17 protein-coding genes, 1 tRNA gene and 1 pseudogene are annotated in these 16,721 nt (G+C 64.5%); 6 read left to right on the forward strand and 13 right to left on the reverse strand.

Features of this window, described 5'->3' with window-relative positions:
* Positions 1-33: 33 nt before the first annotated feature.
* The 3 genes from EWM63_RS02410 to EWM63_RS02420 all read left to right on the forward strand — a co-directional run bounded on the left by EWM63_RS02410 (position 34) and on the right by EWM63_RS02420 (position 4,741).
* Positions 34-585, forward strand: a complete 552-nt coding sequence (locus EWM63_RS02410; RefSeq protein ID WP_130185117.1) for a phasin family protein — start codon at positions 34-36, stop codon at positions 583-585.
* 191 nt (positions 586-776) lie between these two features.
* Entirely contained in the window at positions 777-2,426 is a 1,650-nt protein-coding gene (locus EWM63_RS02415) for a VRR-NUC domain-containing protein (protein WP_130185118.1), read from the forward strand.
* The gene (locus tag EWM63_RS02420; RefSeq protein WP_130185119.1) at positions 2,423-4,741 is read left to right on the forward strand and encodes an ATP-dependent DNA helicase; all 2,319 of its coding nucleotides are present in this window, start codon (positions 2,423-2,425) and stop codon (positions 4,739-4,741) included. Before EWM63_RS02415 ends, EWM63_RS02420 begins: the two co-directional genes overlap by 4 nt.
* Positions 4,742-4,876: 135 nt before the next feature.
* On the opposite strand, the gene EWM63_RS02425 is transcribed toward EWM63_RS02420, so the two are convergent.
* The 7 genes and pseudogenes from EWM63_RS02425 to EWM63_RS02445 form a co-directional block, all read right to left on the reverse strand.
* Entirely contained in the window at positions 4,877-5,611 is a 735-nt protein-coding gene (locus EWM63_RS02425; protein ID WP_130185120.1) for a LytR/AlgR family response regulator transcription factor, read from the reverse strand.
* Entirely contained in the window at positions 5,589-6,734 is a 1,146-nt protein-coding gene (locus EWM63_RS02430; RefSeq protein WP_229487690.1) for a sensor histidine kinase, read from the reverse strand. The genes EWM63_RS02425 and EWM63_RS02430 overlap by 23 nt, the downstream gene beginning before the upstream one ends.
* 13 nt (positions 6,735-6,747) lie before the next feature.
* On the reverse strand, positions 6,748-7,452 hold the full coding sequence (locus EWM63_RS02435; RefSeq protein WP_130185121.1) for a LiaF transmembrane domain-containing protein: 705 nt from the start codon (positions 7,450-7,452) through the stop codon (positions 6,748-6,750).
* Positions 7,449-7,826, reverse strand: coding sequence for a LiaF transmembrane domain-containing protein (locus EWM63_RS02440; protein WP_130185122.1), 378 nt, complete (start codon positions 7,824-7,826; stop codon positions 7,449-7,451). The genes EWM63_RS02435 and EWM63_RS02440 overlap by 4 nt, the downstream gene beginning before the upstream one ends.
* 210 nt (positions 7,827-8,036) lie before the next feature.
* Complete coding sequence (locus tag EWM63_RS31675) at positions 8,037-8,198, reverse strand: hypothetical protein (protein ID WP_165390736.1); 162 nt, start codon at positions 8,196-8,198, stop codon at positions 8,037-8,039.
* Positions 8,199-8,216: 18 nt separating this feature from the next.
* Positions 8,217-8,378 (reverse strand): hypothetical protein, encoded by a 162-nt coding sequence (locus EWM63_RS31680; RefSeq protein ID WP_165390694.1) that lies wholly within the window; start codon positions 8,376-8,378, stop codon positions 8,217-8,219.
* Positions 8,379-8,707: 329 nt separating this feature from the next.
* A pseudogene (locus tag EWM63_RS02445) lies at positions 8,708-9,197 on the reverse strand (LysR family transcriptional regulator).
* A gap of 525 nt (positions 9,198-9,722) precedes the next feature.
* Between EWM63_RS02445 and EWM63_RS02450 the strand changes: the two are divergent.
* Both EWM63_RS02450 and EWM63_RS02455 read left to right on the forward strand, forming a co-directional pair.
* Entirely contained in the window at positions 9,723-10,271 is a 549-nt protein-coding gene (locus EWM63_RS02450) for an FxDxF family PEP-CTERM protein (RefSeq protein ID WP_130185123.1), read from the forward strand.
* A 207-nt stretch (positions 10,272-10,478) separates the two neighbouring features.
* Positions 10,479-11,495 (forward strand): type II asparaginase, encoded by a 1,017-nt coding sequence (locus EWM63_RS02455; protein WP_307720864.1) that lies wholly within the window; start codon positions 10,479-10,481, stop codon positions 11,493-11,495.
* Between the two features lie 9 nt (positions 11,496-11,504).
* On the opposite strand, the gene EWM63_RS02460 is transcribed toward EWM63_RS02455, so the two are convergent.
* Positions 11,505-12,392, reverse strand: coding sequence for a LysR family transcriptional regulator ArgP (locus tag EWM63_RS02460; RefSeq protein WP_259772500.1), 888 nt, complete (start codon positions 12,390-12,392; stop codon positions 11,505-11,507).
* Between the two features lie 96 nt (positions 12,393-12,488).
* Between EWM63_RS02460 and EWM63_RS02465 the strand changes: the two genes are divergently transcribed.
* Positions 12,489-13,112: a LysE/ArgO family amino acid transporter gene (locus tag EWM63_RS02465; protein WP_130185125.1), complete on the forward strand. Its 624-nt coding sequence runs from the start codon at positions 12,489-12,491 to the stop codon at positions 13,110-13,112.
* Between the two features lie 15 nt (positions 13,113-13,127).
* Here the strand turns inward: EWM63_RS02465 and EWM63_RS02470 are convergent, their stop codons facing one another.
* The 5 genes from EWM63_RS02470 to folP form a co-directional block, all read right to left on the reverse strand.
* On the reverse strand, positions 13,128-13,775 hold the full coding sequence (locus EWM63_RS02470; RefSeq protein ID WP_130185126.1) for a zinc ribbon domain-containing protein: 648 nt from the start codon (positions 13,773-13,775) through the stop codon (positions 13,128-13,130).
* Positions 13,776-13,943: 168 nt separating this feature from the next.
* Complete coding sequence (locus EWM63_RS02475; RefSeq protein ID WP_130185127.1) at positions 13,944-14,159, reverse strand: hypothetical protein; 216 nt, start codon at positions 14,157-14,159, stop codon at positions 13,944-13,946.
* A gap of 130 nt (positions 14,160-14,289) precedes the next feature.
* Positions 14,290-14,366, reverse strand: a tRNA-Arg gene (locus tag EWM63_RS02480).
* A 109-nt stretch (positions 14,367-14,475) separates the two neighbouring features.
* Positions 14,476-15,834 carry a phosphoglucosamine mutase gene (gene glmM, locus EWM63_RS02485; protein ID WP_130185128.1) on the reverse strand — a complete coding sequence of 453 codons (1,359 nt, stop codon included), beginning with the start codon at positions 15,832-15,834 and terminating at the stop codon, positions 14,476-14,478.
* Between the two features lie 21 nt (positions 15,835-15,855).
* Complete coding sequence (gene folP / locus EWM63_RS02490; RefSeq protein ID WP_229487691.1) at positions 15,856-16,680, reverse strand: dihydropteroate synthase; 825 nt, start codon at positions 16,678-16,680, stop codon at positions 15,856-15,858.
* Positions 16,681-16,721: the final 41 nt, after the last annotated feature.

Below are 16,721 nucleotides of genomic sequence, written 5' to 3' on the forward strand. Positions count from 1 at the left end.
CCCGACAAGCTTTTTCACACCGACGGAGGAGACATGTTTCAGAATCCCGAGCAATTTGCCCAAGCGACGAAAGCCCTGTTCGAGTTCCAGCTCGAAACCTTCAACACGCTGACCAGCAAGGCGGTCCAGGGCATTGAACAGGTTGTGCAACTGAATATCGACACGGCCAGGAGCGGCGTCGAAAAGAACATCGCCGCCGGCAAGGAGCTCAGCCAGGCCACGGACCCGAAAGCAGCCATGGCGGCCGCCAGCGCACGGATGCAGAACCTGACCAACGTGGCCGAGTACAACCACCAGCTGGGCCAGATCCTCGCCGAAATCCACACCGAATTCAGCACTGCCGCCGAAGCCCACCTGGCCGAAGCGCGCAGCAACTTGTCGGCGCTGATCTATGACGTGACGCAGAACGTGCGCCCGGGCTCCGAGAATGCGGTGGAAATCGTCAAGACGGCGATCGACAATGCCTTCGCGGGCTATGAACAGGTCACCAAGGCCACGCGCCAGGCCGTTGCCGCATTCGAGGACCAGCTGGCGAAAGCGGCCTCGCTCGCCGAACAGCAGGGCGCCGGACAGACCAAGCACTGACGTCGTTGCGCGTATTGCCGGCATAAAATAAAACGCTGGGCAAGCGGCGGGAGAAGCGATAGACTGTATATAAATACAGCTATCGCCCTCCCGCTTTTTTTTTTGCGCCTGTTTTGGCCGCCTGTTTTGGCCACTACTGTTAGCCGCTTCTTTTTACCGCCGTTCCGATTGCCCGCATCCCCGCAGTACCGATGAAACCAGTCCTCGAAAACCCTTTTTACTACCTGGATAACTTCCACCAGGTGCTGGAATGGATCGGCGAACGCTATGCCGACCTGCTGGACAGCGAGGAGCGCGACTTCATCGACCGCTTCCCCGCCCTGCCCCGGCCATCGCGCGCGCTGTTGGTGCGCATGGTGATGCGCAAGGGGCAGCTGTTTCGCGCCTCGAAGCTCGTCTACGAGGAAATCGGCTGCGCCCGCGCCGCCGCCGCGGCGCTGGCGGAAACCGGCTGGATCGTCGTCGATCCGGCCATGTCGCTCGATGAACTGTTCGACCTGCTGCAAAAGCCGGAACTGTGCCAGGCCTTCGGGCTGGCCGGCGCGCTGCGCTCGGCCCGCAAGGAAGCGCAGCTGGAGGCGCTGCGCGCGGAGCACGACACCGCGCGGCCCTTCTCGGCATGGTGCGGCGACGGTGCGCCGCGGGACGAAGCCTACCGCATCGTCGCAAAACCGCTGTGCGACCGGCTGCGGCTGATCTTCTTTGGCAATTACCACCAGGACTGGACGGAGTTCGTGCTGTCCGACCTCGGCGTGTTCCGCTTCGAGCACGTGGAAATCTCGGAAGCGGCGCGGGGCTTTCGCACGCGCCGCGACATCGACGACTACCTGCAGTTGCACGCCTGCCGCGAACGTTTCGGCAATGGCGAAGCGCCGCTGGACGTGCTGCGCGACGTGCCGCCGCCCGGCACGGACAACGAATGGCTGGCCAGCCGCCGCCACAAGCTGCTGTTCCAGCTGGGCCAGCAACTGGAGAAGCTACGCGACTGGGCCGGCGCCTGCACCGTCTACAGCGACTGCGCCTATCCGGGCGCGCGGGCGCGCGCGATCCGCGTGCTGGAAAAGGACGAGCAGTTCGGCGCCGCCTGGGAACGGTTGCAGGCAGCCATGGCGGCGCCGGAAAGCGAAGCGGAGCGGCAGCACCTGCTGCGCATGGCGCCACGGCTGGCGCGCCGACTCGGCCATCCGCGGGGGAGCACCGGCAAGGCTGCGCCGCCAAGCCGGTTCGACCTCGCCTTGCCCCAGCCGGATGGCCAGTGGTGGGTCGAAGGCGTGGTGCGCGACCACCTGAACCGCGAGGAAGCGCCCGTCTTCTACGTGGAAAATGCCCTGATCAATTCGCTCTTTGGCTTGCTGTGCTGGGATGCGGTCTTTGCCGCGATTCCCGGCGCCTTCTTCCATCCGTTCCACCACGGCCCGGCGGACCTGCACAGCGCCGACTTCCACCGCCGCCGCACCGCACAATTCGATGCCTGCCTGGCGCAACTGGACGACGGCAGCTATCCGGCCACGATCCGGCGCAACCTGGAAGCCAAGCGGGGCATCTCGTCGCCGTTCGTGTTCTGGGGCGCGATGGATGAAACGCTGCTCGAGCTGGCACTGCACTGCATTCCGCCGGCGCACCTGAAGCAAGCGTTCCTGCGCATCCTGCAGGATGTGAAAGCCAACCGCACAGGTTTTCCGGACCTGATCCAGTTCTGGCCGGCCGAGCGCCGCTACAACATGATCGAAGTAAAGGGCCCCGGCGACCGCCTGCAGGACAACCAGCTGCGCTGGATCGACTACTGCGCGCAGCACCGCATGCCGGTCACCGTCTGCTACCTGCAATGGGCGCCGCAATGACGGTGGAGATCGTGAATACGGGCCCGGTGGACACGGCCGCGGCGGGACCCCGTTACAGGGTGGCCGTGCGCGCGCTGTGCGAGTTCACCGCCAAGACGGGCGACCTGGACCTGCGCTTCACGCCCTCGCCGACCGCGCAGGAAGGCATCGCCGGGCATGGCGTCGTCACGTCGCGCCGTGACGACGATTATGAAAAGGAGATCGCGCTGTCCGGCGATTTCGGCCCGCTGCACGTGCGCGGCCGCGCCGACGGCTACGACCCGAAGCGCAACCAGCTGGAGGAGATCAAGACCTTCCGCGGCGAGCTCGATCGCATGCCCGGCAACCACCGCGCGCTGCATTGGGCGCAGTTGAAGGTCTATGGCCACCTGCTGTGCGCCGCGCGCGGCTTGCCGTCGCTGCGCCTCGCGCTGGTGTACTACGACATCGGCTCGCAGAAGGAAACGCATCTCGTCGAGGAGCATGCCTCGGCATCGCTGCGGGCCTATTTCGAAGCGCAGTGCGGCCTGTTCCTGGCCTGGGCGGAAATGGAACTGGCGCACCGCGCCGCGCGCGACGAGCAACTGAAGGCGCTGCGCTTTCCGCACGCCGACTTCCGCCCCGGCCAGCGCGAACTGGCCGAGGCGATGTTCAAGGCCAGCGCCCGTTCGTGCGCGCTGCTGGCGCAGGCGCCGACCGGCATCGGCAAGAGCGTGGGCAGCCTGTTCCCGCTGCTGAAGGCCGCCGCCGCCCATGGCCACGACAAGATCTTCTTCCTGGCGGCGAAAACATCGGGGCGGCGCATGGCGCTCGATGCCGTCGAGTCGATCAGGGCGGGCGCGCCGCTGCTGCCGCTGCGCACGCTGGAACTGGCGGCCCGCAGCACGGCCTGCGAGCATCCCGACAAGGCGTGCCACGGCGAATCGTGCCCGCTGGCGAAGGGTTTTTACGACCGACTGCCCGCAGCCCGCGCGGCCGCGGTGCGCGAGCCGATGCTCGACCGCGCCGGCGTGCGGGCGGTCGCGCTGGCGCACGACGTGTGCCCGTACTACCTGCAAAGCGAACTCGTTCGGTGGGCCGATGTGATCGTCGGCGACTACAACTATTATTTCGACGTGACGGCCATGCTCCATTCGCTGACCGTGATGAACGAATGGCGCATCGCCGTGCTGGCCGACGAGGCGCACAACATGGTGTCGCGCGCCCGCAAGATGTATTCGGCGGAGCTGGAACATGCCGGATTGCGGCTGCTGCGCAAGACGGCCCCGGGCGCGCTGAAGAAGGCGCTGGACCGCGTGCACCGGCAATGGTCCGCGCTGGAGAAAGAGCAGGATGGCGATTATCGCGCCTACGACGCGCTGCCGGACAAATTCGTCAACGCGCTGCAGACGGCGGCCACCGACATCGGCGACTACATGGCGGAGAACCCGGCCTGGTTCGATGCCGACGTGCTCGATTTTTATTTCGCCGTCCTGCACTTCACGCGCCTGGCCGAGAGTTTCGGCGAGCATTCGGTGTTCGACGTCACGATCGCGAACCGGGGCGCCGGCGGCGGCACGCGCGTCGACTCGGTGCTGTGCCTGCGCAATATCGTGCCGGCCCCCTTCCTGCAACCGCGCTTCGCCGCGGCACGCACCACGGCGCTGTTTTCCGCCACGCTGAGCCCGTGGAATTATTACAGCGACACGCTGGGCATGCCGGCCGATACGGCGTGGGTCGACGTGGCCTCGCCCTTCCAGGCGGCGCAGCTGACGGTGCACATCGCCGGCCACATCTCCACCCGCTACCAGCACCGCGACCGCTCGCTGGCGCCGATCGCGCGCCTGATGGGCGAGCAGTACGACAGCCAGCCGGGCAACTACCTGGCCTTCTTCAGCAGCTTCGACTACATGGACAAGGCCGCCGACCTGTTCGCGCGCGAGCACCCGCACGTGACGGTCTGGCGCCAGCCGCGCCGCATGGACGAAACGGCGCGCGAGGCCTTCCTGGCCCGCTTTACCGCAACGGGCCAGGGCGTCGGCTTCGCCGTGCTCGGTGGCGCGTTTGGCGAGGGCATCGACCTGCCTGGCACGCGGCTGATCGGCGCATTCATCGCCACGCTGGGGCTGCCGCAACTCAATCCCGTCAACGAGCGCATCCGGGAAAGGATGCAGGCCATCTTTGGCGCCGGCTACGATTACACCTACCTGTACCCCGGCATGCAGAAGGTCGTGCAGGCGGCCGGCCGCGTGATCCGCACCACGAGCGACACGGGCACCGTGCACCTGATCGACGACCGCTTCGCCCGCCCCGACATCCGCGCCCTGCTGCCCGCCTGGTGGCACGTGCCGCGCTGACAGCCCAGTCCGTGTCCACCTTGGAGCCAGGCTCGAAAGTGGACACAGCCTCTGCCGTCATTTCGGATATTACAGCCGAGTTCGTGTCCGCTTTGAGGGTTGACCCCAGGGTGGACACGGGCTCTGCGCCAGCGGCTACTGCATGGCGGCGCGGATCTTCTGGTAGCCGCTGCGGCTGATCGGCAGCTTCGTGCCGTCGGCGAGGATGGCGGCATGGCTGTCCTTGCCGGCCAGTTCGATGCGTGCCACGTGGTCGACGTTGACGAGGTGGGAGCGGTGGATGCGCAGGAAGCGGCCGGGATCGAGCTGCGCCTCGAGTTCGCCCAGCGTGGCGTTCTTCAGCCAGGCCTTGCCGTCGGCGTGGATCTGCACGTAGTCGTCCTGCGCCTCGATCCACGCGATCTTTTCGGTGGCGATGACGTGCACCCGGGCGCCGTCGCGGATCAGCACGCGGCCGAGCGGCCTGTCACGGGCGGCGATGGCTTCGCGCACGGCTGCCTCCTGCCGTGGCAATGCGCTGGCCAGGCTGGTGCGCGCATGGGCCAGCGCCCTGTCGAAGCGCTCCTGGCTGAACGGTTTCAGCAGGTAGTCGAGCGCATGGATCTCGAAGGCGCGGATCGCATACTGGTCGAATGCGGTGGCGAAGATGAAACGCGTCTTGCTGCCCACCAGCTCGGCCACTTCGAAGCCATCGAGCCTGGGCATCTGGATATCGAGCAGCACCAGGTCCGGCGCCAGGTCCGTGATCGCCTTCACGGCCTCGAAGCCGTTGGCGCATTCGGCCACGATCTCGATATCGGCATGCGCCGCCAGGTATTCGCGCGCCACGCCGCGCGCCAGGGGTTCGTCATCCACCACGATCAGCCGCATCCTGTTTCCCCATGTGATTTATAGCCGTTTCCGCCGTCTGTGCCGGCAGGCGGATTTCGACACTGAAGGTGTCCCCTTCCCGCTTCCATTCGAGCGCCGACGCGTTGGGATAGGCGCAGGCCAGCCGCTGGCGCACGTTGGCGAGCCCGACGCCACGCTGCGCTTCCGGCCCTGTTTTCGAGCCGATTGTCTGCCCGACTTGCTGCATCTCGGCATCGATCGTATTGCTGATCGTGATCGACAGCCGGCCACCGTCGCGCCACGCGGCCACGAGCACCAGTCCGCCTTCGGTCAGCTGGCCGATGCCGTGCTTGATCGCGTTTTCCACGAGCGGCTGGATGATCATCGGCGGCACCAGGCAATCGAGCGCGCCCTTTTCCAGCGCTTCCTCGGTGACGAGCCGCTCGCCGAAGCGCACTTTCTCGATCGCGAGGAAGTCGCGCACCAGGTCCATTTCCTGCGCCAGCGTGATCAGCGGCTGCCCCGCCAGGCCCATGCTGCGGCGGAAGAAGCCGGCCAGCAGCAACGTCATCTCGCGCGCGCCTTTCGGGTCCTGCGACGTCAGCGCGCTCACCGAATTGAGGCTGTTGAACAGGAAGTGCGGATCGACCTGCGTGCGCAGCATGCGCAATTCCGCGTCCTGCGCCATCAGCTTCGATTCCAGCACGCGCCGTTCGGCGTTGCGGGCGCGGCCCGATTCGATCGCCAGGTAGTTCACCGCCACCAGCAGGCCGTACAACAGCGCGCCCAGCGCGAACAGGAACGCCGACAGCAGCGGCGTCCGCACGATGCCGGCCCAGTGCACACCGAAGGCCAGCGTCAGTTCGTTCCAGCCACCCAGCACCGCGAGCCACATGAACGCGGCCAGCACCGCCGCCGTGCACAGCGCCAGCACGATCATCGCGGGTGGCCGCGCACCCAGCGGATTGGCGCGGCACAGGTAGTACGCGGAGAAGCCGGCGGCCACGCCATACACCAGCGAACCGGGAATGGCGAACAGCAGCGCATTGACGGGGCGCGCCGGCGCCATCACCGCGCACACGCCGCCCAGCACGGCGCCGACGATCAGCCACGCCAGCAGGTACAGCAGCGCCCCGCGCCGGGCCCGGATCAGCCAGCTCACAGCGGCACGGCCATCAGTTGCGGATTTCCACGCCGCCCATGATCGCGTACCCGCGCACGACCAGGCGCTTCGAACCGTCTTTCGGGCGCAGCGTCGATTCCTCGATGCCGCCGAGGAGTGGCGCGCCTTCCAGCTGCACGGTCCAGTCCACCGGCACCTGGATCGTGATGCCGCCCATGAGTGCGAAAAGGTTGACGACCGCCTCGCCCTCGAGCGACGCTTCGCGCAGATCGAGTTCGCAACCGCCCATGATCACGGTGATCTCGCCACCCGCAAACTGCTGCGACGTGATGCGGCGCTTGTACGCGCCGAGGATGGCGGTGGCGAAGACGGCATCGTCGCCGCGGCCTTTCAGCGGCATCGCGGAAGGCGTGTCCGCGCGGCGATGCCCGATCGAGCGGGCCACCACGAACAGGCCCACGCCGATCATCGCCGCCGGTGCCAGCACGTTCCACCCGATCGCCAGGATGCCGAGCCCCTTCAGCAGCAGCACCGCGCCGGACAACAGCAGCGCGCCGCCGATGAGGCTGCCATTCGTGGAGCGGGCACCCATGATTTTCAGGACGCCCGCGATGATGAGGACCACCGGCCAGAACTGTACGCTCATGTCGACATCGAGCCAGCCGAGATTGTCGAACAGGAAAAGCATCCCCACCGCGATGACGGCGAGGCCGACCACGACTTGCGCGGCCGGATTGTGTTGGCGCCCGGTTCTCATGCCTTGTCTCCCTGGTTGCGATCGAAGTAGCGTGTCGCCAGCGGCTGCAGCACCATGCCGGCGCCCGCCACGATGATAAGCAATGGCCAGCTGTTACGGAAGGTCAGCCCCCACCAGCCTTCGTAGGTGGCGAAAAACCAGGCGCCGAACAGCACCTGCGACAGGCCGTCGACGAATCGCCGGCCATCGACCGGGGGCAGCATGTTGCCAAGGCCGAATGCGCTCAGCACCAGCGGCCAGTATGTCCACAGCCCCAGCACGGCTTCATGGTCGTCGCGATTGACCAGGTAGGCCACGCCGAACGCCACGAGCGTCAGGCCCCAGGTCACTTGCCGGCGCAACTTGATCGTTGCCTTCTCTTCCTCGCTTTGCATGGTTTCCTCCATCGGATCGATGATGGAACGATACGCGGCACGGGTCGCGAGCGAAACCGCTTTTCGGTGAATGGCGGCCCGGCACCGGTGAATGACGAAGAAATCCGCCGAACGGCGGCCCGCCTCCCGTGCGCCGGTCCGTTCGTATGCACCACGCAAAAAAAACCCACGGCATGCCGTGGGCGCGGGGTGGTAATTTGCCGGGGACGCTCAGGCGGCAGGCGCGGCCTGGCCCTTCACCTGGTTGCGGTATTTCGCGCGGGCGATGGCCTGCTTTTCAGCTTCCATCGCCTTGTTGAAGGCGCGGGTCCGCTTTTTTTCCTCTTTGCCGCGCATCTGCGCAATATCCTTGTTACCGATACGGTGTGTCATGTGTTCTCCTTTTTTTGATCAAGATCTGCCGTCGTACTTCTGGTCAAACATCACGAGGCCCCATCCGAGCTGGCGCCGGATTTCTTCCGGCGTCGGCGGCGGTTCCACGTCATTGGTCCTGCGCTCCAGGTATTCACGCACCGCTTCCTTCGAGGGGTGGCTGGTCTGCATCGTCATCATGATGACCTCCTATATTGTTCGCGGTCGCGGCCCTGCTCTTTGGCGGTCGGGTGCGTCGCTGCCTGGTCGAAAAATCTGGTGCCGGCGCTTGAGGCGACCGGCTTGCCTGCGGACGAGCGACCAGCTTTCGTTATCCTGATCATTGCATCGCGCTCCAGTTACACAACTTAGTCACGCAACTCCATCTTATAAATGCACCCCGGTTGACACCGTGCGCCAGCGAACAATTGCGCCGGCGCTTTCGCGCGTGTGAATGTGGGACCGCGCCTACAGGCGCAAGCCGTGGATCGACAGATTTTCTGCATGCATTCGAGGAAGCAGCTGATACGCTAAACCAGCGGCGTGTTGGGATGGTAGACAGCTTGGATCTGCTGGCGGCAGCCGGTGTTGAATGCTGCCAGCAATGGCACGAGCCGGCCGGCGGCGATGTCGGCGCGTGTCATGAAATCGGCAAGGCATGCGATGCCTTCGCCAGCCAGCGCAAGGTGGCGCACTGTTTCGCCGGACGACGCCGCCAGCGCCGGCGTCACGGCCAGGCTGTCGCCGCCGCAGTGCCGCATGGGCCACACATTGCCCTGCTCGTATTGCACGAACCCGAGCAGCGCATGGCGCGCCAGGTCGTCCGGCGGACAGGATACGACGCGCCCGATCGAGGAACAGCTGCCCCTCTTCCGTCAATTCCATGCGGCGCGTGGCACGCGTGAGCAGCGATGTCTGCAGCATGTCTTCGAGCCGCGCCAGTGACCGGCTGATGCCGGACGCGGTCTGCCCGAGGTGTACCGCAGCGGCGCTCAGCGAGCCGCTGTCGATGACGGCCACGAACGTTTACAGGTCGTCCGAGTTGATATCCACGGGCAAATCAGACGCATTGATAAGGGTGTGACTGCCGTATCGGCGGCGCTACTCGGCAATAAAATATTTTTCTTGACTTCCGATTAACCCTCAGCTCCGCCCTTGTCTCATATCCCCATCCCATGAGTCGGATGGACACACCTTTCATCAGTGAAGCAACCTGACATTTAGCCGGGCTATATTGACAATGTTGGCAAGAATGTAATCTTATATTTTTTCAGCCACTACTGTTGGCGCTGCCATTGCCTTCATCGCCGTCGCAGTGTCGCGCAATGCGGCGTTGTAATCCAGCTCCGGTGGTCCAGCTTTTGTAGTCAAACTTTGCAGTCAAACTTTGTAGTCAAACTTTGTAGTCAAACTTCGCAGTCAAACTTCGCAGTCAAACATCGTAGTCCTGAGTGTGCAGTCGAATACTTGCAGTCATCTCCTTACGCGCTTGCCGACACCGAGCTATCACTTCGTAACAACAATCGAGTCAAGGGGTAAATCGAAATGAAGAAAGCTTTGTTCAAACAGGTGGCAGGTTCCCTGCTGCTCACCGCAGGTCTGCTTGCCTCTGGCGCTGCGTCCGCTCAAACCACCCTCACCTTCAATGCCGACGGCAATGCCGATTTCACCGCCGCGCATGCATGGTCCGCCGATACGAATATCGACACCTACCTGTTCGACGTGGACATGACGTCGTGGGCTACCGGCACCGCTGTTGTCGGGCGCACGGTGATCAACGGCGCCCGCGTGGAAAACTATGCGATCACCGACATCCAGTTCTTCTGGGAAGATGCCGGAGGCACGCGCATGGACCTCGAGACCGTGTTCGACACCACCGGCGGGATCGTCTTCTATCCGGTCGACCCGCTGAATGCCGGCGCCTACGGCTTCACGGTAACGGGCAACACACTGGCCGCCAATACGGGCGGCATCTATACCGGCACGCTGAATCTGGCTCCGGTACCTGAACCCACCGTCTTTGCCATGCTTGGTGTCGGCATCGGCCTGCTGGCCTTCACGGCGCGCCGCAAGACCGACACCAAACTCGGCTGACTGCCTCTACCACGATAAAAACCCGCTGCGGCGGGTTTTTTTCATATGTGTGGCACTTTCGGCCAACGCTCGCTCAGCGCCTTTGGTTGCACATGCCGTTGGTATAAGATGCGTTTTTTTCAACAAGTCCTGAAAGGAATCCGCATGTCGCGACACAAGACGCTGCATTTCCCGCAATTGTTCCTGGTGCTGGCCACGCTGCTGTTCATGCTGACCGGCGTCCACGCACAGACGCGGCCGAACGTGATGATCCTGGCCACCGGCGGCACGATCGCCGGTACCGGTGCCAGCAGCACCACGACGGTCGGGTACACCGCGGCAACCGTCGGCGTGCAGCAATTGATCGCCGCCGTGCCGGAGCTGGCCAAAGTGGCCAATGTAAAGGGCGAGCAGGTCTTCCAGATCGCCAGCGAAAGCATGACGAACGAGCACTGGCTCACGCTGGGCAAGCGCGTCAACACCCTGCTGGCCCAGGCCGACGTCGACGGCATCGTCATCACGCATGGCACGGACACGCTGGAAGAGACCGCGTATTTCCTCGACCTGGTGGTGAAGAGCCGCAAACCGGTCGTGCTGGTCGGCGCGATGCGGCCCTCGACGGCGCTGTCGGCCGATGGCCCGCTGAACCTGTATAACGCCGTGCTGGTCGCGGGCAGCCGCGATGCCGCCGGCAAGGGCGTGCTGGTGGCTTTGAACGACCAGATCCATACGGCGCGCGACGTGACGAAGACCAATACGTCGACCCCCGACAGTTTCAGGACGCCGGAACTGGGCCTGGTTGGCTATATCCAGGGCGGCAAGGCGTTCTTTTACCGCGCCTCCACGCGCAAGCACACGTTCGACACCGAATTCGACATCGCCAATATTGCCGCCCTGCCCCAGGTCGATATCGTGTATGGCTATGCCAACATGAATACCGTGGCGCTGGACGCGTTCGTTGCCGCCGGCGCGAAAGGCATCATCCACGCCGGTGTCGGCGATGGCAGCCTGGCTGCACGTGTCAAGCCGGCATTGATTGCCGCGCGCAAGAAAGGCACCCTCATCGTGCGGGCCAGCCGCGTCGGCCAGGGCATCCTGGCGCGCAATGGCGAAGCCAATGATGACGAGCTCGACTTTATCGCCGCCGACACGCTCAATCCACAAAAGGCCCGCATCCTGCTGATGCTGGCGCTGACAAAGACCAGCAACACGGCCGAAATCCAGCGCATGTTCTATACGTATTGAAGGCCGCGGTCACGGCTGATGAAGGGCGGCGCGCGCCGCCGCCACCACGGCCTGGCCCAGGCGCTCGAGGGCCGGCGACTGCACGCGCCACGCGTGCCAGAACAATGGCACGTCGGTGGTCTTGCCCGGCGCGAGGTCGACCAATTCTCCGGCCGCCTCCGAACCGCCGATCTGCTGGGACGGCAGCATGCCGTAGCCGAGACCCAGCTTGACGGCATCCAGGAATGCACCGCTGGCCGGCACGTAATGCACCGGGTAAGCGCCAGGCATCAGCCCCAGTTCCGCCTGGATGAAATCGGCCTGCAAGCGGTCCTTGCGGGAAAACACCGCGACCGGCGCGCGCTGGGCGGAAGCGCGCTTGAACCCTTGGGGAAACCAGCGGGCGACGAAGGCCGGCGCGGCCATCATCCGGTAACGTATCGTGCCAAGGGGCTGCACGACACACCCCCGCATCGCCCCTGGTTCGCTCGACACACCCGCCACCGCCACACCCTTCTCCAGCAGCGCATACGTGTAATTCTGTTCGTCCAGAACGATATCGAGCGTGACGTGCTCGCGCTGCAGGAACCCGGCAATGCCCGGCAACAGCCACGTTGCCAGCGTATCATTGTTGACGGCGATGGGGATGCGCAGCGACGTGCTGGCCTCGTCGCGCAGTCCGGCCAGAAACTCATCCTCCATCAGCCGGCTGCGGCGCAGGTATACCAGCAGGCGCTGCCCCGTCGCCGTGGTGCGGCATGGCCGGCTGCGGATCAGCAATGGCGCGCCGAGCGACGTCTCGAGTGCGGCAATGCGCTGCGATACCGCCGATGGGGTGATGTGCAACTGGCTGGCTGCCTGCTCGAAACTGCCGGTCTCCGCCGCGGCCATGAACGCTTCGCAATGTCGTGTGTCCACCGCTTCCTTAGAGTTTTTAATGAAAGCTGAATTATATTAATCCAGCTTCATTTCCAGCACAGTTCCCGTGACAATATATTTTTTATGGGGAACAAAATGACGACACAGGTATTCCTGAGTGGCTTGGGCCTGGGTGCCAGCCTGATCATGGCCATTGGTGCACAGAATGCCCATGTCCTGCGCATGGGCGTGCAGCGCAGCCATGTCGCGCTGACCGTGGCGGCGTGCATTCTCGTGGACATTGCGCTGATTGGCGCTGGCGTTGCGGGTGCAGGCGCGCTGATCGAAGGGTCACCGGTCTTGATGGCGGTGGCGCGCTGGGGCGGCGCGGCGTTCCTGCTGTGGTATGGCTTGCGCAGCTGGCGAAGCATGCTCGCGACGAGCAGGCTCGATATCGCCTGCGCCGCCGCGCCACGCACCGCCACCGCCGCACTGGCCAGCGTGCTGGCCCTGTCGCTGCTCAATCCGCATGTCTACCTGGACACCGTCGTGTTGCTGGGCTCGATCGGGGGCCGGTATCCGGAAGCGGAACGTACGGCGTTCTCGGCCGGCGCCATGACCGCGTCATTGCTGTGGTTCAGCGTACTGGGATTTGGCGCCGCCCGCTTTGCCGGCGTGCTGGCACGCCCGGCGGCATGGAAATGCATCGAGGGATTGACGGGTGCCGTGATGCTGGCGCTGGCCGCCAGCCTGGTGGCCGACGGCGTGGCTGCGCTGTGATCGACGGGCCTGCCGTCACGCCTGGCGGTGGCCGCACTCGGTGCAGAACTTCGTGCCTGGCTGCAGCAGTGTGGAGCACGCGGTGCAGGCCACCTGCTGCGCCATCTTGTAGCCGCACTCGGGGCAGAACTTGGCGCCGTGCGTTTCGGCCCGGCACTGCGGACAGACGAGCTGCATGTCCTGCTTGACGTCATGGCGGGTGCCGCGGCTCTCGCCTTCCGTGCCCGCCCTGTCGGCCGCGCTGCGCACTTCGCCCTGGGCACGTGCCTTCGTGATGGCCACCTGCACGTTCGGCGCGCAATTGAAGCACAGGCCGTTGGCCGTGTCGAAACAAGGCTCGCACACATAGTCGTGGCAATTGCCGCAGCGGTTGAAATGCGCCTTCGCGTCTGCAATGGCTTCCTTGAATGCGTCGTCGCGGGCGCCGTGCCAGCCGGCCTGCGCCATGCCGCTCACGACCGTGCTGGCATTGCCCAGCAGGCCGCCGAAAATGCTCGCACCCTTCTGGATCCAGCCGGACGCCTGGCCGCTGCGGTATGGCTTGTAATGCGTGCGCCAGCGATCATTACAGCGTTCGCAATAGAACTCAAACTGAAAACCGGCGTCGACGCCGGACGACTGGCTCAGGTCCTGGTAATTGCTGGAAAACCGGATCTCCGACATGACACCTCCGAAACAGAAGCGTGCGATTATAACAACGACAACTATTCGTGGGTAAATATTATGGTTGCGGATTTGCCACGCGGGACGATGCCGGCGCTATGGGGCTGGCAACTGATCGTGGATTAGCAACGTGCATTGCCGCGCGATGCATCCTTGCCAGCTGATCCACTAGCGGTGAAACTTCGGCGAGCACAATACCCGCAGGATGGTGGCTCGGTCGAGCTGGTGCTGCTCCATGTGGCGGATCGCGCCATCGATGCCTTCGCTTTCGCACAGGCGCAGCGCTTCATCGATGATGGCCGCCTTGGCCGCATCGCTGCGCAACATCGGTTCGCGTTGTTCATGTTCGTGCATAGCTTGACCTTTGCCGAGCGCCGGCTTCATGCCGGCAGGAACAGCCTGGCGCCGGGCATGCTTTGCATGCGCAACGGCGGTGTTTCATCCGGCATCAAATGTGAACGACCGGTCGGAAATACAAGTGACGAGGTAGGATGAAATGCGTGGGGCGAATGACTGGCCTGCCCAGCTGGGTTCGAACCAGCGACCTACGGCTTAGAAGGCCGTTGCTCTATCCAGCTGAGCTATGGGCAGCATACCGGGCCGTGGAGGTCCGGATATAACGACAGCGGGCAGGCGCCCGCTGTGGGAGCAAAATGATAACCGCTTGGCACTGGGAGCGTCAATGCGGCCCGGCGATGCTTCAGGCGGCGTTCGCCTGGGGCACTTCGACCTTGTCGGCAATGCGGCGGGCGCATTTCTGCGCCAGGTTCGCATCGCGCGCCTCGACCATTACCCGGATCAGGGGCTCGGTGCCGGATGCGCGGATCAGCACGCGGCCCGTATCGCCCAGCTCGCGCTCCACGAGTTCCTTCTCGGCCACCATGGCAGGGTTCTGCTGCCAGTCGAAGCCGGCAGGCACGCGCACGTTGATCAAGGTTTGCGGGAACAGTTCCAGCTGGCCGGCGATCTGGGCCAGCGACTGGCCGCTGCGCTTCAGTGCGGACAGCACCTGCAACGCGGAAACGATGCCATCGCCGGTGGTGTGCTTGTCCAGCGCCAGCAGGTGGCCGCTGCCCTCGCCGCCCAGGATCCAGCCGTTTTCCTTCATCACCTCGAGCACGTAGCGATCGCCCACCTTGGCGCGCGCGAAACCGATGCCTTTTTCCTTGAACGCGACTTCCAGCGCCATGTTCGTCATCAGCGTGCCGACCGCGCCCTTCACTTCGCCGGTGGCCAGTCGGTCCATCACCATCACGTACAGCAGTTCGTCGCCGTTATACAGGCGGCCGTTCGCGTCGCACATGATCAGGCGGTCCGCATCGCCGTCCAGTGCAATGCCGAGGTCGGCATCGTGCGCCAGCACGGCGGCGGCCATGGCCTTCGGCGCGGTGGCACCGTGGCCGTCGTTGATGTTGAAGCCGTCCGGCTTGTTACCGATCGACACCACTTCGGCGCCCAGTTCGTGGAACACGTGCGGGGCGATGTTGTAGGCGGCGCCGTGGGCGCTGTCGACGACGATCTTCAGGCCACGCAGGTCCAGCTCGTTCGGGAACGTGCTCTTGCAGAACTCGATGTAGCGGCCCTGCGCGTCTTCCAGGCGCTTGGCGCGGCCCAGTTTTTCCGGCGCCACGCATGCCATCGGCTGGTCGATCTGCGCCTCGATGGCCAGTTCCACGGAATCGGGCAGCTTGGTGCCCTGCTCGGAGAAGAACTTGATGCCGTTATCCTGGAACGGGTTATGCGATGCCGAAATCACGACCCCGGCCTGCAGCCGCAGTGCGCGCGTCAGGTAGGCGATTGCCGGCGTGGGCATCGGGCCCGCCAGCATCACGTCCACGCCAGCCGCGGCAAGGCCAGCTTCGAGTGCCGCTTCCAGCATGTAGCCGGAAATGCGCGTGTCTTTGCCGATCAGCACGGTGGGACGGGCCGCGCCCGCCGTTGCCGTGCGCGCCAGCACCTTGCCGGCGGCATAGCCGAGGCGCATCACGAAATCCGGCGTGATCGGCGCTTCGCCGACCAGGCCGCGAACCCCATCGGTTCCAAAATATTTACGTGCCATATTGTTCTCTTCAGTTAAGGTTCATTGAGCCGCGTGCCATACCTTCAGAGCGTCGACCGTTTCAGCGACGTCATGCACGCGAACGATGCCGGCGCCATGGGCAACGGCGGCCAGCGCGCCGCCGATGCTGCCGGCCAGCCGCCCCTCGACGGGCTTGCCGGTCACGGCACCGATCATCGACTTGCGCGACACGCCCGCCAGCAGCGGAACGCCGAGCTCGTCAATCATCCGCCTGCCGGCCTTGAGCAAAGCATAATTATGGTCGACGGTCTTGCCGAAACCAAACCCGGGATCGACCCACAGTCGACTCCGGTCAATCCCGGCGCCCGTGAGCGCTTCGATCCGTTCGCGCAGGAACGCCATGACTTCCAGCACGACATCGTCATAGGCAGGTTTATCCTGCATTGTTGCAGGTTTGTCAAGCATATGCATAATACACAACGCGCAGTCGCTGTCACGCACAGCCTCGATCGCACCGGGTGCGCGGAAGGCGTTGACGTCGTTGATCATGTCGACGCCGGCCAGCACGGCTTCCTTCATCAGCGTCGGCTTGCAGGTATCCAGCGAGACCGGTGTGCCGCAATCGCGCAATGCATACAGCACGGGTAGTACGCGACGCAATTCTTCCTCGACCGGCACCAGCGGCGCACCGGGCCGCGTGGATTCGCCGCCGACGTCGATGATATCGACGCCATCGCGGATCATCTGCTCCGCATGGGACAACGCGTAGTCCAGCGCGGCGAACTTGCCGCCATCGGAAAACGAATCGGGGGTGACGTTCAGGATGCCCATGACAAGGGCGCGATTGGCCGGCAAGCTGTGCCGGCCGAAGGGGATCTGGGACATGATTTCTACAAATGAAAAGGGCGAGGATCGCTCCTCACCCT

This window comes from Pseudoduganella lutea (assembly GCF_004209755.1).
Classification (GTDB): domain Bacteria; phylum Pseudomonadota; class Gammaproteobacteria; order Burkholderiales; family Burkholderiaceae_D; genus Rugamonas; species Rugamonas lutea.

Coding starts and splice junctions, on each gene's coding strand:
- glmM (WP_130185128.1), bottom strand. CDS start 15,834: ATGGCACGTAAATATTTTGGAACCGATGGGGTTCGCGGCCTGGTCGGC.
- EWM63_RS02410 (WP_130185117.1), top strand. CDS start 34: ATGTTTCAGAATCCCGAGCAATTTGCCCAAGCGACGAAAGCCCTGTTC.
- EWM63_RS02435 (WP_130185121.1), bottom strand. CDS start 7,452: ATGAGAACCGGGCGCCAACACAATCCGGCCGCGCAAGTCGTGGTCGGC.
- EWM63_RS02420 (WP_130185119.1), top strand. CDS start 2,423: ATGACGGTGGAGATCGTGAATACGGGCCCGGTGGACACGGCCGCGGCG.
- folP (WP_229487691.1), bottom strand. CDS start 16,680: ATGTCCCAGATCCCCTTCGGCCGGCACAGCTTGCCGGCCAATCGCGCC.
- EWM63_RS02415 (WP_130185118.1), top strand. CDS start 777: ATGAAACCAGTCCTCGAAAACCCTTTTTACTACCTGGATAACTTCCAC.
- EWM63_RS02450 (WP_130185123.1), top strand. CDS start 9,723: ATGAAGAAAGCTTTGTTCAAACAGGTGGCAGGTTCCCTGCTGCTCACC.
- EWM63_RS02455 (WP_307720864.1), top strand. CDS start 10,479: ATGCTGACCGGCGTCCACGCACAGACGCGGCCGAACGTGATGATCCTG.
- EWM63_RS02440 (WP_130185122.1), bottom strand. CDS start 7,826: ATGCAAAGCGAGGAAGAGAAGGCAACGATCAAGTTGCGCCGGCAAGTG.
- EWM63_RS02470 (WP_130185126.1), bottom strand. CDS start 13,775: ATGTCGGAGATCCGGTTTTCCAGCAATTACCAGGACCTGAGCCAGTCG.
- EWM63_RS02425 (WP_130185120.1), bottom strand. CDS start 5,611: ATGCGGCTGATCGTGGTGGATGACGAACCCCTGGCGCGCGGCGTGGCG.
- EWM63_RS31675 (WP_165390736.1), bottom strand. CDS start 8,198: ATGACACACCGTATCGGTAACAAGGATATTGCGCAGATGCGCGGCAAA.
- EWM63_RS02465 (WP_130185125.1), top strand. CDS start 12,489: ATGACGACACAGGTATTCCTGAGTGGCTTGGGCCTGGGTGCCAGCCTG.
- EWM63_RS02475 (WP_130185127.1), bottom strand. CDS start 14,159: ATGAAGCCGGCGCTCGGCAAAGGTCAAGCTATGCACGAACATGAACAA.
- EWM63_RS31680 (WP_165390694.1), bottom strand. CDS start 8,378: ATGATGACGATGCAGACCAGCCACCCCTCGAAGGAAGCGGTGCGTGAA.